Source organism: Brenneria nigrifluens DSM 30175 = ATCC 13028 (genome assembly GCF_005484965.1).
In the GTDB taxonomy this organism is placed as follows: domain Bacteria; phylum Pseudomonadota; class Gammaproteobacteria; order Enterobacterales; family Enterobacteriaceae; genus Brenneria; species Brenneria nigrifluens.
Window position 1 is genome coordinate 2880610 of sequence record NZ_CP034036.1, and the last position, 22229, is coordinate 2902838.

23 protein-coding genes are annotated in these 22229 nt (G+C 53.7%); 3 read left to right on the forward strand and 20 right to left on the reverse strand.

What is annotated here, in order from left to right:
- Positions 1 to 84: 84 nt before the first annotated feature.
- The 9 genes from flgJ to flgB all read right to left on the reverse strand — a co-directional run bounded on the left by flgJ (position 85) and on the right by flgB (position 7422).
- Complete coding sequence (gene flgJ / locus EH206_RS13505) at positions 85 to 1032, reverse strand: flagellar assembly peptidoglycan hydrolase FlgJ (RefSeq protein WP_009113331.1); 948 nt, start codon at positions 1030 to 1032, stop codon at positions 85 to 87.
- A complete protein-coding gene (locus EH206_RS13510) occupies positions 1032 to 2141 on the reverse strand; it encodes a flagellar basal body P-ring protein FlgI (protein WP_009113332.1) in 1110 nt (369 codons plus the stop codon). Before EH206_RS13510 ends, flgJ begins: the two co-directional genes overlap by 1 nt.
- A gap of 19 nt (positions 2142 to 2160) precedes the next feature.
- On the reverse strand, positions 2161 to 2877 hold the full coding sequence (gene flgH, locus EH206_RS13515; RefSeq protein ID WP_040343919.1) for a flagellar basal body L-ring protein FlgH: 717 nt from the start codon (positions 2875 to 2877) through the stop codon (positions 2161 to 2163).
- A 122-nt stretch (positions 2878 to 2999) separates the two neighbouring features.
- Complete coding sequence (gene flgG, locus EH206_RS13520) at positions 3000 to 3782, reverse strand: flagellar basal-body rod protein FlgG (RefSeq protein ID WP_009113334.1); 783 nt, start codon at positions 3780 to 3782, stop codon at positions 3000 to 3002.
- Between the two features lie 28 nt (positions 3783 to 3810).
- On the reverse strand, positions 3811 to 4566 hold the full coding sequence (locus EH206_RS13525; RefSeq protein ID WP_009113335.1) for a flagellar basal body rod protein FlgF: 756 nt from the start codon (positions 4564 to 4566) through the stop codon (positions 3811 to 3813).
- Positions 4567 to 4587: 21 nt separating this feature from the next.
- On the reverse strand, positions 4588 to 5817 hold the full coding sequence (gene flgE / locus EH206_RS13530) for a flagellar hook protein FlgE (protein ID WP_009113336.1): 1230 nt from the start codon (positions 5815 to 5817) through the stop codon (positions 4588 to 4590).
- Between the two features lie 77 nt (positions 5818 to 5894).
- A complete protein-coding gene (flgD, locus tag EH206_RS13535; RefSeq protein WP_009113337.1) occupies positions 5895 to 6566 on the reverse strand; it encodes a flagellar hook assembly protein FlgD in 672 nt (223 codons plus the stop codon).
- 12 nt (positions 6567 to 6578) lie between these two features.
- Complete coding sequence (flgC, locus tag EH206_RS13540) at positions 6579 to 6983, reverse strand: flagellar basal body rod protein FlgC (protein WP_009113338.1); 405 nt, start codon at positions 6981 to 6983, stop codon at positions 6579 to 6581.
- Between the two features lie 22 nt (positions 6984 to 7005).
- Positions 7006 to 7422: a flagellar basal body rod protein FlgB gene (gene flgB, locus EH206_RS13545; protein ID WP_009113339.1), complete on the reverse strand. Its 417-nt coding sequence runs from the start codon at positions 7420 to 7422 to the stop codon at positions 7006 to 7008.
- A gap of 159 nt (positions 7423 to 7581) precedes the next feature.
- Between flgB and flgA the strand changes: the two genes are divergently transcribed.
- From flgA to EH206_RS13560, 3 genes are all read left to right on the forward strand, one after another.
- Positions 7582 to 8250 carry a flagellar basal body P-ring formation chaperone FlgA gene (gene flgA, locus EH206_RS13550; protein ID WP_009113340.1) on the forward strand — a complete coding sequence of 223 codons (669 nt, stop codon included), beginning with the start codon at positions 7582 to 7584 and terminating at the stop codon, positions 8248 to 8250.
- Between the two features lie 143 nt (positions 8251 to 8393).
- Positions 8394 to 8690 carry a flagellar biosynthesis anti-sigma factor FlgM gene (gene flgM / locus EH206_RS13555; RefSeq protein WP_009113341.1) on the forward strand — a complete coding sequence of 99 codons (297 nt, stop codon included), beginning with the start codon at positions 8394 to 8396 and terminating at the stop codon, positions 8688 to 8690.
- A 4-nt stretch (positions 8691 to 8694) separates the two neighbouring features.
- Entirely contained in the window at positions 8695 to 9132 is a 438-nt protein-coding gene (locus tag EH206_RS13560; protein ID WP_009113342.1) for a flagella synthesis protein FlgN, read from the forward strand.
- 71 nt (positions 9133 to 9203) lie between these two features.
- Here EH206_RS13560 and EH206_RS13565 read toward each other — a convergent pair whose 3' ends face one another.
- The 11 genes from EH206_RS13565 to cheA form a co-directional block, all read right to left on the reverse strand.
- Positions 9204 to 9608: a flagellar protein FlhE gene (locus EH206_RS13565; protein WP_232216499.1), complete on the reverse strand. Its 405-nt coding sequence runs from the start codon at positions 9606 to 9608 to the stop codon at positions 9204 to 9206.
- Between the two features lie 5 nt (positions 9609 to 9613).
- Positions 9614 to 11692, reverse strand: a complete 2079-nt coding sequence (flhA, locus tag EH206_RS13570; protein ID WP_009113344.1) for a flagellar biosynthesis protein FlhA — start codon at positions 11690 to 11692, stop codon at positions 9614 to 9616.
- Positions 11685 to 12836: a flagellar biosynthesis protein FlhB gene (gene flhB / locus EH206_RS13575; protein ID WP_009113345.1), complete on the reverse strand. Its 1152-nt coding sequence runs from the start codon at positions 12834 to 12836 to the stop codon at positions 11685 to 11687. The genes flhA and flhB overlap by 8 nt, the downstream gene beginning before the upstream one ends.
- A 258-nt stretch (positions 12837 to 13094) precedes the next feature.
- Positions 13095 to 13742 carry a protein phosphatase CheZ gene (gene cheZ / locus EH206_RS13580; RefSeq protein WP_009113346.1) on the reverse strand — a complete coding sequence of 216 codons (648 nt, stop codon included), beginning with the start codon at positions 13740 to 13742 and terminating at the stop codon, positions 13095 to 13097.
- Positions 13743 to 13751: 9 nt separating this feature from the next.
- The gene (gene cheY, locus EH206_RS13585; protein WP_009113347.1) at positions 13752 to 14141 is read right to left on the reverse strand and encodes a chemotaxis response regulator CheY; all 390 of its coding nucleotides are present in this window, start codon (positions 14139 to 14141) and stop codon (positions 13752 to 13754) included.
- A 38-nt stretch (positions 14142 to 14179) separates the two neighbouring features.
- The gene (locus EH206_RS13590; RefSeq protein WP_009113348.1) at positions 14180 to 15232 is read right to left on the reverse strand and encodes a protein-glutamate methylesterase/protein-glutamine glutaminase; all 1053 of its coding nucleotides are present in this window, start codon (positions 15230 to 15232) and stop codon (positions 14180 to 14182) included.
- Positions 15232 to 16104 carry a protein-glutamate O-methyltransferase CheR gene (gene cheR, locus EH206_RS13595; RefSeq protein ID WP_009113349.1) on the reverse strand — a complete coding sequence of 291 codons (873 nt, stop codon included), beginning with the start codon at positions 16102 to 16104 and terminating at the stop codon, positions 15232 to 15234. The genes EH206_RS13590 and cheR overlap by 1 nt, the downstream gene beginning before the upstream one ends.
- A gap of 27 nt (positions 16105 to 16131) precedes the next feature.
- On the reverse strand, positions 16132 to 17760 hold the full coding sequence (locus tag EH206_RS13600; protein WP_009113350.1) for a methyl-accepting chemotaxis protein: 1629 nt from the start codon (positions 17758 to 17760) through the stop codon (positions 16132 to 16134).
- A gap of 63 nt (positions 17761 to 17823) precedes the next feature.
- Positions 17824 to 19509 (reverse strand): methyl-accepting chemotaxis protein, encoded by a 1686-nt coding sequence (locus tag EH206_RS13605; RefSeq protein WP_009113351.1) that lies wholly within the window; start codon positions 19507 to 19509, stop codon positions 17824 to 17826.
- Positions 19510 to 19652: 143 nt separating this feature from the next.
- Positions 19653 to 20150: a chemotaxis protein CheW gene (cheW, locus tag EH206_RS13610; RefSeq protein ID WP_009113352.1), complete on the reverse strand. Its 498-nt coding sequence runs from the start codon at positions 20148 to 20150 to the stop codon at positions 19653 to 19655.
- Between the two features lie 35 nt (positions 20151 to 20185).
- Complete coding sequence (gene cheA / locus EH206_RS13615) at positions 20186 to 22201, reverse strand: chemotaxis protein CheA (protein WP_009113353.1); 2016 nt, start codon at positions 22199 to 22201, stop codon at positions 20186 to 20188.
- Between the last annotated feature and the right edge of the window lie 28 nt (positions 22202 to 22229).

The window sequence follows — 22229 nt, forward strand, 5'->3', positions numbered from 1 at the left end:
TTTATTAATTAGATTGCCGCGAAAGAGACTCTCGCTTGGCCTGAATCAGTTATCGACCTGGAAAAACAAAACTTGAAAGAAAAATCAAAACAGCCGGCTTAAATCATGGGTATAGGCCTTAACCGCTTTTTCGCCCGAGCTTTTCATCTGCTGAATCATGCCGACCAGCTTTTTAGCGTATTGGGGATCGGTCGCATAACCGGCACTCTGCAAGGCGTGGGCGGCCTGTTCGGCGCTGCCGGCATTCGCCACATCGGCATAACGTGGGTTTTGCGTCAGCAGTTTCACATAGTCACCAATAGCCTCGGCATAGGACTCGTAAACCCGGAAGCTGGCCTTGACCTTTTTGGCCACGCCCTGTTCATATTCTGTCGTGGTTATCTCGGTAACCGGCCCATCCCAGCGACTGCCGGCCTTGATACCGAACAGATTGTGGCTTGGCCGCCCGTCTTCGGTAGGAATTTCACGCTGTCCCCAGCCTGACTCCAGCGCCGCCTGGGCAATAATCAAATGGTGCGGAATACCGCTCTGCTGGCTGGCCATCTGGGCGGGGAGAGAGAGATGGGAAACGAAATTCTCACTGGTTAAAGGCAAGGCCGAGCCTTCGGCGGGCAACTTCGGCATCGCGCGACGCACAATTTGCTCCACCGCCGCCGCAGGCATGCTTTGCAGCGTCGGTCCATCGAATGTTAATGGTACCGGCGCTTTCGGTTCAGAGGATGCCGCTCGCTCCCCGGACAGTTGCCGGACCATCACATCCGCCAGTCCTAACCCTTTCCCGGCAACTTGCTGGGATAGCTGCTGGTCATACATGGAGGTATACAAACGCGTTTGCTCGCTGCTGAAGATCCCGTCCTGCGGCAGCGCGGAACGCATACTCTTCATCATCATCTGGACGAAAAGACCTTCCATCTGTTGTGCGACAGCACGGATGCCCTCTTTACTCTGAGGATTGCCGGATACTTCCCTTTTCAGCGAGTTCAGCGATTGGGCATCATAAGCAGCGCTGCTTAGCGTCTGTATATCCTTCATTAGATGATTTCCAACTTGGCGCGCAGGCAACCCGCACTCTGCATAGCCTGCAGGATGGACATCAGTTCCATCGGCGTTGCCCCTAACGAATTCAGCGTACGAACCACATTGTTCAAGTTAGCGCTTGAATTAACTCGCTGCAGCGCCCCACCGCTCTGCTGAACCGCGATCTCGGTCTGCGGGGTGACAACGGTCTGCCCGCCGCCAAAAGGCGTATCGGGCTGACTGACATTCGCTTGTTGGTTGATGGTGACTGACAGATTGCCTTGCGCAACCGCGCAGCTATCCAGCGTGACGTCACGATTCATTACCACCGAACCAGTACGCGAATTGATGATCACTTTGGCGTCCTGCATACCGACGTTGATTTCAATATTTTGAATATCGGCCAGGAAACGCACCTGCGAGCTATTGCCATGTGGAACAATAACCTGAACGGTACGTGAATCCAACGGCGTGGCGCTGCCGCTATGGCCGGCACGGTTGATGGCGTCGCTGATACGCTGCGCCATGGTAAAATCATCATCGTTCAGCTGCAGCATAATGGTGTTGGAAGCGCCAAAAGTGCTCGGTAGTTCGCGCTCGATAATCGCACCGTTGCTGATACGACCGCCGGCCAGCTGATTCACCTGAACGCTGCTGCCACCGGCAGACGCGCCTGCCCCGCCAACCAGTACGTTTCCCTGAGCCAACGCATACACCTGGTTATCAACCCCTTTCAATGGCGTCATCAGCAGCGTGCCGCCGCGCAAGCTCTTGGCGTTCCCCATAGAAGAGACAACGACATCAATATTTTGCCCGGCGCGGGCAAACGGCGGCAGTTTCGCCGTCACCATCACCGCAGCAACGTTCTTGAGCTGCATATTGGTACCGGTAGGCACGGTAATACCCAGTTGGGAAAGCATGTTGCTCAGGCTCTGAGTGGTAAAAGGCGTCTGCATGGTCTGATCGCCCGACCCATCAAGCCCGACGACCAATCCGTAACCAATCAGCGCGTTGTCGCGCACGCCCTGGACGCTGACCAGATCGCGAATCCGCTCTGCTGAAGCCGGCATAGTGACAGATGCCAACAGGCTAAACAGGACGGTGAGAAATAAAGTAATCCGCATCAGGTGCCTCTTTATTAACTTAGAACGGAGAAACATTCAGGAAGAACCGCTGCAGCCAGCCCATATTCTGCGCTTCGTTGATGTAGCCATTGCCCACGTATTCTATACGCGCATCCGCAACCTGAGTTGAAGGTACCGAGTTGCTGCCGCTAATGGTGCGGGGATTCACCACGCCGGAAAAGCGGATGAACTCGGTTCCCTGATTAATCGCAATCTGTTTTTCACCAACCACATTCAGGTTACCGTTCGGTAAAACCTGATTGACGGTAACCGTAATGGTGCCGCTGAAGGTGTTGTTGGCGTTCGCCCCGCCCTGACCGCCGAACTCATTTGTTCCCGATGCGTCCAATGTCGCCCGGTTATTGCCAAAAAGCCCCTCCAGATAACGCGGCGTCGTGCCGAAACCAAAAGTGGAAGAGCCATCACGGCTGGCACTGGCCGATGAACTCTTACTGGCGCTCACATTTTCCTGCAGAACGATAGTCAACGTATCTCCCACATTGCGCGGCCGACGATCTTCAAACATCGGCTGATAGCCATAGTTCATTGGCTGTGCCGTCTGAAAAATAGATCCGTTGGACGCGGTCAGAACCAGAGAGGCCGGCTGAGCCGTCGTCGGGCCGGTCACAACTTTATCATGTGGAATATAGGCGCAGCCGTTAAGTGTTAACATCACGATCAATGCCAACAGGCCAGGTCGGCGGAGCTGTTGGATAACAACCGACTTTGCATTCATCATCACTACGGATATCGCCTTAAATTGAATATATTTCAATACATTAGAAATAACCGCGACACCTATCCCCACACCTGAGGCGTTAAACATGCCAAACGGTTATTTCGTAACCACTGCGCTTATTACAGTTGGGTTAATTTCTGCAGCATCTGATCGGAAGAAGAGACGGCTTTACTGTTAATCTCGTAAGCGCGCTGAGTCTGAATCATGGAAACCAGCTCTTCAGCCACATTCACATTCGAGGTTTCAACATATTTCTGGTACAGCAGCCCCGCGCCATTCAGACCCGGATTGCTTTCGTTCGGCGCCCCGGAGCTCTCAGTCTCCAGGTATAAGTTCTCACCAATACTTTCCAGGCCGCTGTCATTAATAAAGGTTGTCAGCGTCAACTGGCCGACCTGCGTTCCCGCGGTCTGTCCCTGTTGCGTAACGCTGACAATACCATCACGACCAATCGTCAACTCAATGGCATTGGAGGGAATGGTTATCGCCGGCTGAACCAGAAAACCGCTGGAGGTGACCAATTGACCGTTGCCATCCAGTTGGAAAGCGCCGTCCCGGGTATATGCCGTGGTGCCATCCGGAAGCTGAACCTGGAAAAATCCCTGCCCCTTGATCGCCACATCCTTGGAATTTCCCGTTTCCGAGAAAGTTCCCTGCGTATGTATACGTTCGGTCGATACCGGACGAACCCCCGTCCCCAACTGCAACCCCGAAGGCAACATTGTTTGTTCCGACGACTGAGCGCCCGGCTGGCGCACGGTCTGATACAGCAAATCCTCAAACACCGCACGCTGACGCTTGAAACCATTGGTGCTGACGTTCGCCAGGTTATTGGAAATAACATCCATATTGGTTTGCTGGGCGTTCAGACCGGTTTTGGCAATCCACAAAGAACGGATCATTTAGTCACTCCTGTGCGCGCATTGGCGCTTAACTCATGGCTAATATCTGATTAGCGCGTTGGGCGTTATCATCGACGCTGCTGATAACTTTCATCTGCATTTCGAAGCGTCGGGCGTTGGCGATCATATCCACCATGGTGTCAACCGGATTCACGTTACTGCCTTCCAACACGCCTGGCATAACACGCACATCGGGGTCGTTGGGCAGCACATTGCCACGCTGCTGCTGCGCGGCCTGCGTCAGACGAAACAGACCGTCATCGGAACGCGTCACTTCCTGCCCCGTGGCCTGAACCAGCTTCAATCGCCCCAGCTGCGCCACCGTGTTTGGTGGGTCGCCGGCGTTCAATGCGGTAATGGTGCCATCCGATGCAATGGTGATCTGCGCCTGGGGAGGTATCTCGATCGGACCGCCATCCCCCTGCACCAAATGCCCCTGAACCATCAACTGTCCGTCGGCATTGATTTCCATATTACCGTTACGGGTATATGCCTCACCGCCATCCGCCGCCTGAACCGCCAACCAGCCATCCTTGGGCAGCGCCACATCCATCGCGCGTCCGGTGTAATCCATTACGCCCGGCGTCATATCCGCGCCCGGCGTTGAAGCGGCCACCAACGTGCGGGTAGGAAGCGTCAGCCCGTTAACCGGCACGGCGCGCAATGCCGACAACTGGGCGCGAAACCCGGGAGTAGACGCATTGGCCAGATTGTTGGCGGTAACGGCCTGCTGCTCCAGCGTTTGACTTGCCGCGCCCATCGCGGTGTAAATAGCATGATCCATGCAATATCCCCGTTAAAACGATTAACGCAGGCTAACCAGCGTTTGCAGAATGGAGTCCTGCGTTTTGATGGTTTGCGAGTTGGCCTGGTAGTTACGCTGAGCGACGATCATATTGACCAGCTCTTTACTCATATCGACATTGGAACTTTCCGTCGCCTGACCGATCAGCTTGCCCAGGTTACCGGTGCCGGCGATATTGACCACCGCCTGACCAGAGTTATCGGTCGCCGACCAGACGTTATCGCCCTCGGGAGATAACCCCTCAGGGTTGGCGAAGCTGGCTAATACGATTTGGCCAAGAACCTGCTGTTTCTGGTTGGAATAGGTGCCGACCACAGTGCCGTCGTCATTAATGCTGTAGCCCGTCAGTTCGCCGGGAGCATAGCCGTTCTGGGTCGGGGTTTTGGTACTGCTATCGCTGTTCTGCTGCAGGCTGCCGGCGAAGCTCAGGGTAAAGTCAACTCCGTCCGAACCATTCAGCGGCTCCACAGCTACCGCCATCGGTTCAGTATTTAGCAATGCGCCATTGGAACTGAATTCCATTTGATATGCTGGCAGAAAATCAGAACCATCAACACTCGTATCTTGTACATAGACGCTCCACACAGCAGTAGCGCCGGTATTTGTAGGGGGCGTTGTAGCAATATCATTTTTAACAAAATACAGCGCAAAGTCATGAGCGTTGCCCAGGCTGTCATAGGTGGTGATAGACCCTTTGTAGTTCGAGGTATCAGCCGCATTGGCCGCATCCCAGGTCTTTACCTCATCCGAAGAGTTCAGGTTAGCGATGATGGAAGCCACGGTGGTCGCCTGCGCCTGCATGGCGTCTTCCGGGATGCTCAGCGCGACCGGATCGGCGCCCTGCTGAATGGTGGGCGGCGTACCGGTGGCCGGATATCCCGTCAGTTGCATGCCCTGCATATTGACGATATTACGCGAGCCGTCCAGGGTGAACTGGCCGTTACGGCTGTAATAAACGGAACCATTGGCATCCTGAACACGGAAAAAGCCGTTGCCGCTGATGGCGATATCCAGTTCGCGCGAACTGCTGGTCACCGTACCGTTGCTGAAATCCTGCATAACGGCGGCAACCTGGGTGCCCATCCCAACTTTGGAACCGGCGAACATATCCGCGAAAGATACCGTGCCGGATTTGAAGCCTACCGTTGCCGAGTTGGCAATGTTGTTGCCGATGACATCCAGATTATTGGATGCGGCATTTAATCCGCTGACAGCCTGAGAAAAACCCATGTTACTCTCCAGATAAATTGATTAAACCCTATCCCAATGCCTCAACGGCGTTGGAAAAGTGCAAGTTGAGTTGACCGTTATAAGATCTGCCGAACGTCTTCCAGCGTTGCCTTACCGCGCAGGCCGAGATCCAGCACCGCGCCGGAATCGCTGTTGGTTACGCTGTTCACCAGCGCATACTGCAATGGCTGAACAACCTGTTGCGCGCCGTTGGAGCTGGCGGCAATCGTTAGGGTGTATGCGCCATCCGGCGCCACCGTTCCGTCCGACATCTGGCTGTCCCAGTTAAAGGAGTGGACACCGGCGGACAATGCGCCCAGTTCCAGGGTGCGAACCGCTTTACCGGTACTGTCGCTGATGGTGACGGTAACGTTCTCCGCTGCCTGTTCCAGTTCCAATCCAAACGGCGTGCTGGTTTCACTGCCCACTAATAGGTTGCTCCCGGGGATCATCACGCCATGGCCAATCAATGTCGTTGCCTGCAACGATTGATTGTTATTAATCTGACCGGAAATAGAACCCAGGGTGGTATTCAGTTTTTCAATACCGCTCACGGTATTGATTTGCGCCAGCTGGCTCAATAACTGGTTGTTGTCCATCGGATTGGTAGGATCCTGATTCTGCAATTGCGCAACCAGCAGAGTCAGAAACTGATTTTGCAGATCGACACTGCCTGTGCCGTCTGTGGTAGTCGTCGTACTGGCGCTCGTATTAGTCGCCGAACTTGTATCATTAATTGTAACTGACATCCCAACCCCCGATTACTGTCCAATCGTCAATGTTTTTAACATCATTGCTTTCGTGGTGTTCAATACTTCCACATTTGCCTGATAGCTGCGGGATGCAGAAATGGTGTTGACCATTTCCGACACAGGATCCACATTCGGCATACGGACATACCCTTGCCCATCAGCCAGGGGATTACCCGGTTCGTAAACCAGGCGGCCCGGAGATGGATCTTCAATTACATTGGCGACGCGAACCCCCCCCGTAGATTGACCGGGGGCGGCATTCACTTCAAATACCACCTGCTTGGCGCGATAAGGCTGTCCATCCGGACCCGTCACGCTATCGGCGTTCGCCAGATTACTGGCGCTTACGTTCAGGCGCTGAGATTGCGCTGAAAGCGCTGAGCCAGAAATTTCAAATATATTTAATAACGACATAAACTCTTACCTTTCTATCGCGCTACTGACCTGATTGTAATACCGTCATCATGCCTTTGATTTGACCGCTCAATACCGTCAGACTGGTTTGATATTTCAGGCTGTTATCGGCAAAATTGGTTCGCTCGCGATCCATATCGACGGTATTACCGTCCAGTGCGGGTTGGTCAGGAACGCGATATAGCAGGTCAAGTTCTGCTGGCTGGAAGTTCTGCGCGGGAATATGACGCGCCGCGGTTGTTTTTAACGCAATACCCGTGCCTTCTGCTCGCCCCTGCTCCATGACTTTATTGAGCTGGCTCGCAAAATCGATATCACGTGCCTGGTAGCCCGGCGTATCGGCATTGGCGATATTTGCGGCCAATATTTCCTGCCGCTGGGCACGCAGGTTCAACGCTTCCTGCTGAAACTGCAATGAGGCGTTCAATTTATCCAGCATGCTCCCTCCGCAAGTTAGAATTCAGAGCAGATAGGATAATTCTCATTATGGCGATACCATCGGACGAATAAACGTAAAATGCAGCGCTATTTGTGGCCTTAACCTGACACCAATGCCATTACACTAACGCAGGGTGGTACGGTTATCTGGAGGTCTTATATGAACATCAACAATGCCGTCATTCGGCTGCTCGCCAGCGTGTCGGCATTAGTGAGCGGATATGCCGCCGCAGGCGATCTCCCCGGCCAGATAAACCGATTTTTTTCAGATCGTTATAAAGAAAGCGCTCATAGCGTTAACGTCGTGGTAAAGTCGCCCGAGTCACAGTGGCCTAAATGCGCAAGGCCGCAGATATCCTTGCCCGGAAATACGCGCGCCTGGGGCAATATCAGCGTATCTGTTCGCTGCGATGGACAGCGCCGGTTTATTCAAACCGAAGTGCAGGTTACCGGGAATTATGTGGTCGGCGCCCGTATCGTGCATCGCGGTTCAACGCTGGCAGAGAAAGACTTGCGCCTGACCAAAGGCCGCCTTGATAAGCTGCCGCCGCGCACCATTCTCAGGCTGGAAGAGGCCGAGGGGGCGATTGCGCTGCGCGATCTGTCGCCCGGGCAACCGATAACCACATCCATGCTGCGTAGAGCATGGATTGTAAAAGCGGGGCAGAATGTTCAGGTTTTGGCTGAAGGAGCAGGTTTCGCCATCAACAGCGAAGGCAAAGCCATGACGAACGCGGCGGTAGGTCAGTCGGTCAGGGTCAGAATGGCATCAGGGCAGATTATAAGCGGTATTGCGCGCGAGGATGGGATTATTCTTATCTCACAGTAATTTATTAAAGATTTCCTCACGCTTGCCGATGATTATAGTCAATACCGTTACTGACAATTTTTCCTCACCTGATCTGTTGTAAACAATCGCTGTTATCAGGTTGATAATTAACCTATTTTATCCTCATAGTAGAGGGCTTATTTATGAGTATCGATCGTGCCCAGCCGCTGAAACCGGTCAGCCCCGTTCAGCCGCGTGAAGCGAATGATGTATCCAAGCAGAAACGTAAACAGACTGAAGCGCAGACCGAAATCAGCGGTACTCAGGTCAGACTCAGTGATGCTCAGGCAAAATTGATGCAGCCTGGTACGCAAGACATTGATATGAATCGCGTTGAAACCTTGAAACAGGCGATCCGCGATGGCTCGCTGAAGTTTGATGTCGAAAAAATCGCTGACGCGTTAATCAAAGACACTCAGGACTTTTTAGCGAGTAAATAATCACATGCAAAAGTTACAGACGATACTGGATAAGCTACTACATAATCTGGATAGCCTGCAGGCGGTTATGTCTGAGGAGCAAGTTCAGCTTTGTGCCGGACAAATTAACAGCAGCGCGCTTCAGCAGGTAACGGAGAAGAAAAGCTCGCTGTTGGCAACAATGCAATATCTGGAACAGTGTCGTCATGAAGAAGAATCGCTAGCGACACTTAAGGCGCCCTATGAAGGCAATGAAGAATTGGCGGAGCGCTGGCGGCAGGTACAGCAGTTGACGAAAAACCTGCGCGAACAGAATCAACATAATGGTTTATTGCTTAATCAGCATATTTCCCACACCGATAAAGCGCTGGAGATACTGAAACCGCGTCACGGGCAATCATTATACGGACCGGACGGTCAGGCAAAAGGCTCCAGTATTTCCGGCCGTAAAATCAGTATTTAGATCATTGTCTCTGTAGCATGCAGAGACATTTTCCTCACAGATTGACTCCCCCGATATTCCACAGCGACGCGTTACTTATAGTTGACCGCGATGCTAATGCTGTGCACGTTAAATACACGATTAAGTCTTCCGGTGCCTTCAATATAATATATAAAGCGAAACTCGCTATTGGCTGGCAAGCCGGTGAAACTTCTTGTCTGGCCGCTTCCTCCCTGCAGATTGACACATCGCTGAAGTGTGCAAAGCCGGACGACCAAGCCGACGGGAGGCGGCGATAATGACTCATAACGCCAGTGGATCAGCGTAATTGTACTGTCGCTGCCTACTTCCATATTCGCAGTAGGCAAAAATGCCGGAGAGGCGGCGGTGACGCCGCGATGCTGCAGCACCACCCCGTTTTTGCTGGCATTCCAGGCGCCCGGCGTGGCGAACGCCACGGCAGGAATAAATAACGCCGCCAGCAGTAATTTCACCATTCGCATTACGCTTCCCCGATAATTGAGGTCATCCGAATCTGCCGGTTATCGCTGATTTCCAGATTGGAAAGCACGGCCAGATTCGGCAAGCTGCGGTGCAGAAAGCGGGCAAGTAAAGCGCGTAAAGCATGATTGACCAGCAGGACAGGCGGCGCCCCCAGCATTTCCTGTCGTTGCAGCGCCTGTTTTGCCTGCTCAAGCAGACGATCGGCGAGACCCGGCTCCAAACCGCCCCCGCCCTGGAGAGCCTGAAGCAACAGACGCTCCAAAGAACCATCCAACCCAATCACCTTAAGCTCGGTTTCGCCGGGGAACCACTGCTGTGTTATCGCCCGCCCCAGAGCGACCCGAACAACGGTGGTCAACTCATAAGGATCCGATTGTACCGGCGCATGTTCGGCCAGTGTTTCCATAATGGTCCGCATATCGCGGATGGAAACGCTCTCGCTCAATAGATTCTGTAAAACTTTATGCAGTGTGGTTAACGTCACCACGCCGGGAATAAAGTCTTCCGCCAGCTTGGGCATTTCCTGCGCCACGCGATCCATCAGTTGCTGCGCTTCCTGTCGGCCAAACAGTTCACTGGCATGCAGGCTAATTAAATGATTAAGATGCGTGGCAACAACCGTACTGGCTTCCACTACCGTATATCCCTGGGTTTGCGCCTGCTCTTTTATCCCGCTTTCTATCCAGACCGCCGGCAGCCCGAATGCGGGGTCCTGGGTAACCTCTCCCGGAAGATCGCCTACGGCATTGCCCGGATTAATCGCCATCCAACGGCCGGGATAAGCTTCGCCATGGCCGACCTCCACCCCTTTCATCAAAATACGATAGCTGGCCGGCTGAAGTTCCAGGTTGTCCCGAATATGAACAACGGGCGGCAAATATCCCATTTCCTGGGCAAATTTCTTTCGGATACTACGGATTCGGCCTAACAGTTCGCCATCCTGCTGAAAATCCACCATGGGAATAAGTCGATACCCGACCTCCATGCCAAGTGGATCTTCCAGTTGAACATCCGCCCAGCTCGCCTCTACCACCTGATGTTTTTCCATTGCGGAAGGTTCAGGGGCAACAGCCGGCATCTTTTGCTGCGCGCCACGCATCCACCAGGCCAGCGCCAGTAGCGCGGTGGTGAACAGCAGAAACACAAAGTTGGGCATGCCGGGGACCAGGCCGATCAATCCCAATACCGCCGCACTTAATATCATCACCCGGGGATTATTAAACAGCTGGGTGACCATCTGCTGCCCGACGTCCTGATCGGTGCTGACGCGGGTAACAATCACCCCCGCGGCGGTCGAGATAACCAGCGCCGGAATTTGCGCCACCAGGCCGTCACCGATGGTGAGCAGGGTATAACTCTCCGCGGCGTGCCCTACCGGCATATCATGCTGAATAACGCCGACCAGCAACCCGCCGATGATATTGATCACCATAATCATCAGACCGGCGATGGCGTCGCCACGAACAAACTTGCTCGCACCGTCCATCGAGCCATAAAAGTCGGCTTCCTGAGTGACTTCGGAACGCCGCTTTTTCGCCTCTTCCTCGCCGATCAATCCGGCATTGAGGTCGGCGTCGATCGCCATCTGCTTCCCTGGCATACCGTCCAGCACAAAGCGCGCGCCCACTTCGGCGATACGCCCGGCGCCTTTGGTGATAACCATAAAGTTGATCAAAACCAGGATGATAAATACCACAATACCGATGGCGAAATTACCGCCCACCAGAAAATGGCCGAATGCTTCAACGACCCGCCCCGCGGCGGCGGTTCCGGTATGACCTTCCAGCAGAATAATACGTGTCGACGCCACGTTAAGGGATAAACGCAGCAGGGTTGAGAACAGCAGAATAGTCGGAAAAGCCGCAAAATCCAGCGTACGTTGGGTGAACATGGCAACCAGCAGCACCATGATTGAAAGCGCAATGTTAAAGGTAAACAGCAGATCCAGGATAAAGGGCGGCAGCGGCAGCACCATCATGGACAATATCAGCAGGATCAGGACAGGTCCGGCTAATATTTGCCACTGAGCTCCTTTAAAGTTACTCGGTAAACGTAGTATAGAGGCCAAATTAGCCATCAGTAGTATTCTCTTTAGCAAAATCCAGTGCATCCGGCACCGGTAGATGTTTAGGCTTTCTCGGGATTAAGCCACCTTCACGCTTCCAGCGTTTCAGTTGATAAACCCAGGCTAAGACCTCTGCAACAGCAGCATACAATGCAGCCGGAATATGGCGTCCGACTTCAGAATGACGATACAGCGCACGCGCCAGCGGCGGCGCTTCCAAAACAGGGATCCGATGCTCTGCGCCCAGCTCGCGGATACGCAACGCAATCTCGCCGGCACCTTTTGCCAACACTTTAGGCGCATTCATTTTTTTCTCATCATATTGCAATGCGACGGCATAATGGGTCGGGTTAGTCACGATCACATCGGCTTTAGGCACATCAGCCATCATTCTTCGCTGCGCCATAGCCCGCTGCTGCTGGCGAATGCGCCCTTTAACATGCGGATCGCCTTCACTTTCCTTGTGTTCGTCACGAATCTCTTGTTTGGTCATGCGCAATTTTTTGATATGGCTCCAGATCTGCCAGAACACATCAAACGCCACCATCGGCACCAGCCCCATGATGACAAAAAAGCCACAGAGCGTTGCCAAATTTAATGCATCGCCCAGCGCCGCCATCGGCGGCTGTGATATCAGATGCAGCATCTTCGGCCAGTTATGTAATAAAAACCAGGCGGTGACTAGACCGACCATTACCGACTTTAATATGGCTTTAAAAAGCTCAGCCAATGACTGAGAAGAAAACAGCCGTTTTAAGCCGGATAGCGGATTTAATTTCTTTAAATCAAACTTGATTGACTTAGGGCTGAATAACACACCGCCCAGTAACATCGGGGCTGATAATGCAACCAGCACCGACCCGAGCATAATAGGAATCAAAGCCGACGCGCCCAGCTTCAGCAATACACCGATATGACGCAGCATTCTGGTGTCATCGCCAATGGTTTGATGATCGAAATACAACCCCTGGCTCACCATTAAAGCCAACTTGCGCGCCATCGACTCACCGCCAATCCACAGTATGGCTAACCCCGCCATCAGCATCAGAATCGAGCTCAATTCACGGGAACGAGGGATCTGTCCATCTTCGCGCGCCTTCTCCTCTTTATGGGGAGTAGGGGACTCTGTTTTTTCCAGATCGCTATCTTCAGCCACACAGCGTTCCTGTCATTACTACCATGGAATAGGCATTTGCTGCCTAGCATGACAAATATGGAAAAACTTTATGGCTGGAACAACGGGAAAAACCTACGTTTCTTTAACGGATAGTAGGCCGGTAATCCGGGGGAGGAAAGGATTTGGCCGGCGGCGGCGGCCGGATAAGCGGAATATGGCCGGCGCAAAGCTTGCCGGGCCGTACTCCCGCGGGTGTAACGATGGCGCTGCTACACCCGCGGGAATTAATCTTTAGAACTAGAACCCGAGGCTATCCAACAAATCGTCCACCTGATCCTGGTTAGACACCACCCCTGCCGCGGTTTTATCCACTTGCGGGCCGTTTAACAGGCCGTCGTTGGCGCGTTTGGGCGCTGCGGGTTTCTCCGGCATGTTTTCCAGCAGCACCATCAGTAATTGTTTTTCAATTTCCTGAATAACATCCATCATGCGCTTGATGACCTGACCGGTAAGATCCTGGAAGTCCTGGGCCATCATGATTTCCAGCAGTTGCGCGTTGGTAAATGAAGTATGCTCCGGTACATCTTCAAGGTATTTACGCGTATCGGTCACCAGTTCGCGCGCGTCGACCAACTCAATCGGATTTTCAAACCATTGATCCCAGCGAGTCTTCAGCGATTTGGCGTCGGCCTCCAGCTGATTCTGGCGCGGCTGCGCCGCTTCAACGCAGTTTAATGCCCGCTCTGCGGCCTGGGCCGTCATTTGCACGACATAATCAAGACGATCGCGGGCATCGGGAATGGCTTCAGCCGCTTCGGCAATCGCATTGTCCAGCCCCAGCTCGCGCAGGCTGTCGCGCAGCATGCGGGTCAATTGACCGATGCGAGAAATAATCTCGGTGGCCGAAGCGTTGTCATTTACAGGCGGCATTGGATGTGACGTCATAAGATCCCCTTACATACCCAGTTTTTCGAAAATCTTACTCAGCTTCTCTTCCAGGGTCGCAGCAGTAAATGGTTTAACAACATAGCCGCTAGCGCCAGCCTGGGCCGCGGCGATAATATTTTCTTTCTTCGCTTCCGCGGTTACCATCAATACCGGCAACTTGGAGAGCGCGCCATCCGCGCGAATGGTTTGCAGCAGTTCCAGACCGTCCATATTGGGCATATTCCAGTCGGAAATAACGAAATCGAAAGCGCCAGCGCGAAGCTTGTTCAGCGCGTCGGCGCCGTCTTCCGCTTCTTCCACGTTATTAAAGCCCAGTTCCTTCAGCAGGTTGCGAACAATGCGGCGCATTGTCGAAAAATCATCCACTACCAGAAACCTGAGTTCTTTGTCGGCCATACCTACTCCTAAAATATTTATTGCTCACCGGGAGCTGCTTATATACGTAATGCCTGTCCGGCAGAGATTTGAGCCAGCATCCGCTGACTAACCTGGTGCAAATCCACCACTTCGTCGACGCCCCCCATAGCGATAGCTTCGCGCGGCATACCGAATACCACGCAGCTTGCTTCATTTTGCGCCAGGGTATAGGAACCGGCCTGGTGAAGTTCCAACAAACCGGCAGCTCCGTCGTTTCCCATTCCCGTAAGGATGACCCCTACGGCATTTCGTCCGGCATGCTGCGCGACCGAACGAAATAATACATCAACCGATGGACGGTGGCGGTTAACCGGAGGACCGTCATGTAGCCGTACCTGATAATTCGCCCCGCTGCGCGCCAGTTCAAGATGCCGGGCGCCAGGGGCGATATAGGCGTGCCCGGGTAAAACACGTTCGCCATCCTCGGCTTCTTTCACCGTAATCTGACAGAGTTTATTCAGCCGCTCGGCAAATGACCGGGTGAATCCCGGCGGCATATGCTGCGTAATCAGCAATGCTGGGCTGGTGGGCGGCAGCGGTTGCAATACATGGCGTATCGCCTCCGTTCCCCCTGTCGATGCGCCGATGGCGATTAATTTCTCACTGCTGAGCAACGGCGTATGCTGAATAATCGCCATCGGCTCATGGTTATTGCTGCGCTGCGGCAGCCGCGCCTTGGCGGCAGTACGGATTTTTTCGGCAATAAGCTCGCTGTAGGCCAGCATACCTTCGCGGATCCCCAACTGCGGTTTGGTCACGAAATCGATAGCGCCAAGCTCCAGCGCGCGCAGGGTGATTTCAGAACCTTTCCCGGTCAGCGACGACACCATGACCACCGGCATCGGACGCAGGCGCATCAGTTTTTCCAGAAAATCCAGTCCGTCCATGCGCGGCATTTCGACATCCAGCGTTAATACCTGCGGATTGAATTTTTTGATCAAGTCGCGGGCGACTAACGGGTCGGGCGCCGTGGCGACCACTTCCATATCCGGGTGGCTGTTAATGATTTCCGTCATGATCTGACGCATAAGGGCAGAATCATCAACACACAACACTCTAATTTTGCTCATTATCTTTCCTTAGCCAGTCCATAAACAGTCTGCCCTCGCAGATAGAATTCCCGACTGATCTGACTGAAATTCTCTGAATGACCGGCAAATAACAGCCCGCCCGGTTTAAGTAACGGAACAAATCGGCGTAAGATGCGCTCCTGTGTTTCCTTATCAAAATAAATCATTATGTTACGACAAAAAATGGCGTCGAACGGCGCAGGAACGGGCCACTCGGGCGCCAACAGATTCAACTGCTGGAAATGCACCATGGAGGAAAGCTCCGGGCGGACGCGCACCAGCCCGCTATGCGGACCGGTGCCGCGCAAGAAGAATCGCTGTAACTGCTGGGGGGAAAGCGAGCGCAACTCCTCTTGCCGATAGATACCGGCGGTGGCTTTTTCCAGCACCTGGGTGTCGATATCGCTGGCCCACACCTGACAGCCGCTCGCCCGGTTACCCAAAACCTCAGCCAGCGTCATCGCCAGAGAATAAGGCTCTTCACCGGTGGATGCCGCGGTGCTCCAGACGGTATAGCCATTAGGACGCTTGCGGGCATGCTCGGCCAGTATCGGAAAGTGGTGGGCCTCGCGAAAAAAAGCCGTCAGATTGGTCGTCAGCGCATTAATAAACGCCTGCCACTCCGCGCTGTTGAGGTCGGATTCCAGCAGCGCCAGATACTGACCGAAATCATTTATCCCCAGCAAACGCAAACGCCGCACCAGGCGATTGTAGACCATTTCTCTTTTGTGATCGGCCAGCACGATACCGGCACGCTGATAAATTAGCTGGCTGATACGTCGGAAATGGACATCCGACAGCGGCAACCGGTCTACCATCTGCGTCAGGATAGATGCAGGTTCGGGGCGATTTTGCGATGGTATACTTTTCATATCAAACCGCTCGAATATTTATTTTTGCTATGCTGTTTTCCAATCTGGACTGTCCCTTACGGCTATGGCAGATTTGTCGTTGCTATCATTTATCAGGTATTCATCCCTTGCTGACGCAAGATTAAAAACCGATACGGTATTGGCCAGCATCCCGGCCTGTTCGGCGAGCGAACGCACCGCGGAAGAGGCCTGTTCGACCAACGCCGCATTTTGCTGGGTAACGCCGTCCATCTCCGTGACGGCTTGAGCGACCTGCTCGATTCCCCGGCTCTGCTCATCGGAAGCCGAAGCGATTTCGCCCATGATATCGGTAACCTGCGCCACAGATCGAACAATATCGCTCATCGTGCTTCCTGCGGACTCGACCAAATCGGAGCCCTGGCGGACACGGCTGACAGACTCATCAATCAGCCCTTTGATTTCTTTCGCCGCCTGCGCGCTACGCTGCGCCAGACTGCGCACCTCGCCGGCGACCACGGCGAACCCCCTTCCCTGTTCGCCGGCTCTGGCGGCCTCCACCGCCGCGTTCAGCGCCAGAATATTGGTCTGGAACGCGATGCCGTCAATCACGCTGGTGATATCGCTGATTTTTTGTGAACTTAACGCAATATGCTGCATGGTCGTCACCACATCGCCGGTTATTTCGCCGCCTTTCTGCGCGGTGACCGAGGTCTGCCGCGCCAGCTTCGCCGCCTGATGCGCATTGTCGGCGTTCTGTTTCACTATCGACGTCAGTTGCTCCATACTGGCGGCGGTCTCTTCCAGGGCGGAGGCCTGCTCTTCCGTACGGGAAGACAAATCGTCATTGCCGGCGGCGATCTCCTGCACGCCGTGCAACATGGCGTCCGTCCCCTGTCTGACGGAATGAACCATGCCCGCCAGCGACGCCTGCATTTTTTGCAGAGCGCTAAACATCACGCCTATTTCGTTGCGTCCGAAGTCGGCGATCCTTTCCGCCAGATTACCGCCGGCGATGAGCTCAAAATGCTCACGCATCGTCTCCAAGGGCTGCAACAACGCTTTTTTCAGCCACATCAATCCCAGCAGGGTGATAAGGAGCGACAGGGTAACCACAATGCCGAACGACCATTTGGAGTCGGAATAAGACTCTCGGCTACTGTCCGCGGCCACTTGCAAATGCCCGTTGATATACTCCACATAGGCTGAAAAATCAGCCTCGAAGTTATCCTGAAAAGACTGCGTCGGCTGATCGAGAAACGGCTGTAGCTGCCCGCTGTCCAAAAACACGATCAATTCAGCGAGGGCGGCCTGCAGCTTCTCATAGCTCACCTGCACGTTACCCGTCAGCTCCACGCCCTTATCGGTTATTCTGGGCACCGCAAGATACTGTTTAAAATGGGCATCGGCCTGGGCCAGATACGTTCTGGCGCTGGTCATCAGCACCGATACCTGCTCCTGCGCCACATTGCGGGCGGCGCGCGTCGCCGCCCGGTTCAAGGTATTGCGCGTCTGCAGCAAGGCAACCCAGCTCATGGTTAATGCATCCCGCTGCTGGCTTCCCACATTCACCTGAGTGAAGTTCTGGTAGTCGATACGGAACCCGTTAAACGAGAAGCTACTGGATACCAGTTGCATAACAAAAAACACCATCAACAACAAAAACACACAGGTAGAAATACGGATCCGCCGAAACATGGAATGTCCTTTAACGTTCTTATTAAGCCAGAAAACCTTTGCCGCACATTGATACTGATTTGTTTAAAATGTTTCCCAATTCTCCGTCGACTGGCTTTGTTGCGACTTTTTCTCCGTATTCGCGGATACCGCCGGCAGAGCCGGTTTTTGACGGCTTTGCGCTGGCGTTGCGTGCTGCGTGTCGGCGCCGACATCCGCCAGGCGGAATACCGCCACCGCCTGGCTGAGAATGCGCACCTGTTCTTCCAGCGCCACGGCGGCCGTAGCCGACTCCTCAACCAATGCGGCGTTTTGCTGGGTGACGCTGTCCATCTCGGTGATAGCCTGACCGACCTGGTCGATACCTTTGCTCTGCTCATCGGAAGCGGAAGCGATTTCGCCCATAATGTCCGTCACCCGCGTCACCGCGCTGACGATTTCCTCCATGGTTTCACCCGCGCTTTCGACCAGTACGGAACCTTCATCGACACGATTGACGGAATCTTCAATCAAACCTTTAATTTCTTTTGCCGCCTGGGCGCTACGCTGCGCCAGACTGCGCACTTCTCCAGCCACAACGGCGAAACCTCGCCCTTGTTCTCCCGCTCTTGCCGCTTCCACCGCCGCATTCAAGGCCAGGATATTGGTCTGAAAAGCGATGCCGTCAATCACGCTGGTGATATCGGCGATTTTTTGCGAGCTGCCGGCAATATTGTGCATCGTTTTAACCACGTTATCGACAACCTTGCCGCCTCTCTGCGCCGTCTCCGATGCGCTCAACGCCAGTTGGCTGGCCTGCCGCGCATTCTCGGCGTTCTGTTTCACCGTCGAGGTCAACTGCTCCATACTGGCGGCCGTTTCTTCCAGCGCGGAAGCCTGCTGCTCGGTGCGCGAGGAGAGATCGCTGTTGCCGGCGCTGATTTCGGTGGCGCCGGTGTAAATGGCGTCGGCGCCCTGCCGCACCGCGCTTACCGTGGTAACCAATTCATGCTGCATATCCCGGATACTGTCCGCCAGGATGCCCATTTCATTTTTACTGTGGTAATTGACCGCTTTGGTCAGATCGCCCTTGGCAATATGCCGAATATGTTCAACGATAGACTGCAGCGGACGCGTGATTAGTTTTTGAATGCCCAGCCAGGCGATAAGCGTTAATGCCGCCACCAGAATAATAATGGTGCCTAATACCCACAGCGAGGAATCGTAAGCCTTGTCGTTTTCAGCGATCCCCGCCCGATGTACACTGTCGCTGTCGATTTGATAGGCGTTATAGGCCTTTTCAAAATTATCCTGAAATCCCTGCGTCGGTTGTTCAACAAATTTTTCAAACTCATTATTGGCAAGAAACTGAACCAGCTCGGACAGCGCGCCGTGCAGCGCGGTATAATTCTCTTTTACCGCTTGGGCGACCTTGGGATCCTGCTGTGCGGCAAGCGCCGTTTTTTCATAATTGGCAAAGTGGACGCCAGCGGAATCCAACTGGGTTTTGGCCAAATTGAGCAGTTCATCAAACGCCGCGCCGGCGCCCCGCCCTTCCGCATCCAGCGCCACGCGGATACCTGCCCGGTTTAAGGTGTTGCGTGTCTGCAGCAAATATGACCATACCGCATCCAATTCCGCTTTCTTCTGGTTGATAACCTGAGTCGAGCTGAAAATACCTTTATCATTTTTTAAAGAGCTAAAAAACAAGCCTGCCGAAATAAGCTGAAGTGTGCCGAATAATACCAATATCAGTATCAAACTTGTAACAACCTTCATACGACTGAACATATCATATCCTTTGAGTTGATCGACTACCGGTGACAGCGATAGTATCGGCATTACTTCAAATATCTTTATGGTTTCTCAAATTGAAGGGTAATATAAGAAAGAGAGGAGCGGACCCCCCGGCTGGCCCGCCAATCAGCAATAAATCAGATTTTCGCCACGCTGTCGACCAGCGCCATTTCTTCGCTGCTGAGCAGTTTTTCAATATCCACCAGAATCAGCATCCTTTCGCCTAGCGAACCCAGACCGGTGAGATATTCGGTTGACAGCGTAACGGCGAATTCAGGCGCCGGGCGGATCTGGTCGGCGGTCAAAGAGAGCACATCGGACACGCCGTCGACGACAATCCCGACAACCCGCTGTCCGAGATTCAGCACGATAACCACGGTATTATCGTCATAATCCACCTCCTGCTGCGCAAATTTAATGCGTAAATCCACGATGGGTACAATCACGCCGCGCAGGTTGGTTACGCCTTTGATAAATGCGGGCGTATTGGCAATGCGGGTTACCTGATCATAACCGCGAATTTCCTGTACCTTTAAAATATCGACACCGTACTCTTCATCACCCAACGTAAAAATCAAGAACTCCTGTCCTACGGTTTCACCGGTCAATTTGGTGACGTTTGCAAGTCCAGTCATGTTTTCCACCCTTTAATCACCTATCTGTTTTATTATTAAGCAGCGGTTTCAACCACACGCTTTTCACGATTAAGCGCCTGCAACGCTGAAACGTCCACAATCAGCGCAACGCTGCCGTCACCCAGGATGGTAGCGGCTGAAACGCCTGGCACCTTGCGATAATTGCTTTCCAAATTCTTCACCACCACCTGATGCTGCCCGATTAACTGATCCACCAGCAGCGCATAGCGGCGCCCGGCGCTTTGCAATATCACCACAATACCCTGGGTCGGATCGGTTTTCGCGCCATCCACATCAAAAATATGGAACAGCTCAACCAACGGCAAATACTCGCCGCGTACTTGCAAAACACGCTCTCCGCCGGCCAGCGGATACAAGTCTTCGACCTGCGGCTGCAATGATTCCATAACGGCATTCAGCGGCAGGATAAAGACTTCGTTATTGACCTTGACGGACATGCCGTCAAGAATTGCCAGCGTTAACGGCAGCAGAATACGGATGGTCGTTCCCTTGCCGGCCTGGAAACGAATTTCGACGTGCCCGCCCATTTCCTGAATGTTGCGTTTCACCACATCCATGCCGACGCCGCGGCCGGAAACGTCGGTGACTTTCTCCGCGGTGGAGAAGCCGGGGGCGAAGATCAACATGCCGACTTCTTCATCAGAAATGTTGTCGCTCACCGCCAGCCCTTGCGCAAGAGCCTTGGCCAAAATTCTTTCGCGATTCAGGCCGGCGCCGTCATCTATCACTTCAATGCAGATATTTCCGCCCTGATGCTCGGCGGACAGCGTCAAATTACCGACTTGAGGTTTACCCGCCGCAATGCGCTTCTCCGGGGATTCAATGCCGTGATCGAGGCTATTGCGCACCAGGTGGGTAAGCGGATCGATAATGCGTTCGATCAGACTCTTATCCAACTCGGTGGAACTGCCGCGCAAGGTAAGCTCTACCTGCTTATCCAACTTGGCGGCCAAGTCGCGGACCAGACGGGGGAAGCGGCTGAATACGTACTCCATCGGCATCATACGAATAGACATTACCGACTCTTGCAAATCGCGGGCATTACGCTCCAACTGTCCCATGCTATTCAGCAAGTCGCCGTGGGCGACGGGGTCAAGCTCGCTTGAACGCTGCGCCAGCATCGATTGGGTAATAACCAGTTCGCCGACCAGGTTAATGAGTTGGTCAACTTTCTCTACCGCCACGCGAATACTGGTATCGCCGGTTTTATTGCGCTGCTTCGAGGCGTCGGGAACAATATGCGGTTTGGCTGCGGCCGGCGCGGCGACAGCCTGAAGCGTCGGAGCGGCAGGCGCCGCCGGTTTTTCCGGTTCTGGCAGGGATTCAGCCGCCGCGCTTTCCGGCTGGACAGGTGCCGCTGCCGGATGAAAGTGGATCTGTTCCGGCTCCAGCACAAAACACAACACCGCGCTGATATCATCTTCACTCTCGGATGTCACCAAGGTCACTTCGACGCTGTTATCAGTCTGATGGGGATCTTTTACCGTGCCCAGATTGCCGAGTTCCTCCAGCATTTGGGGAATTTCCTGCGCTTTAAGCCCGGTAAGCGCAATACGCAATTCACCCGAACCGGTTGACGCCGGACCGTTCTTATCCTGCTCCGGCGCGATGGAAGACGAGGCGTCGTTCTGAGCCGCCGCGATTTCGGCCTGAGACTCTAAAGCCAGTTGGCGCAGAGCCTGACAGATATACTCAAAGCTCTCGGCATTGGGTTCCTGCGCGGTTTTGTAAGCGTCCAACTGATCCTGCATGATATCTTTTGTTTCCAAAAACAAGTTGATGATATCAGTGCTAAGGCGCATTTCACCACGCCGAGCACCGTCGAGTAGGTTTTCTAAAAGATGAGTGGTTTCCTGTAACACAGTAAAACCAAAGGTTCCGGCCCCCCCTTTTATTGAGTGAGCGGCCCGGAAAATCGCATTCAATTGCTCGGTATCAGGTGCCAGGGGATCCAGCAACAACAAGTGCTGCTCCATATCCGCCAGTAATTCATCTGCTTCATCAAAGAATGTTTGATAGAAAGCGCTCATGTCCATGCTCACGTGGTCACCTCTGCTG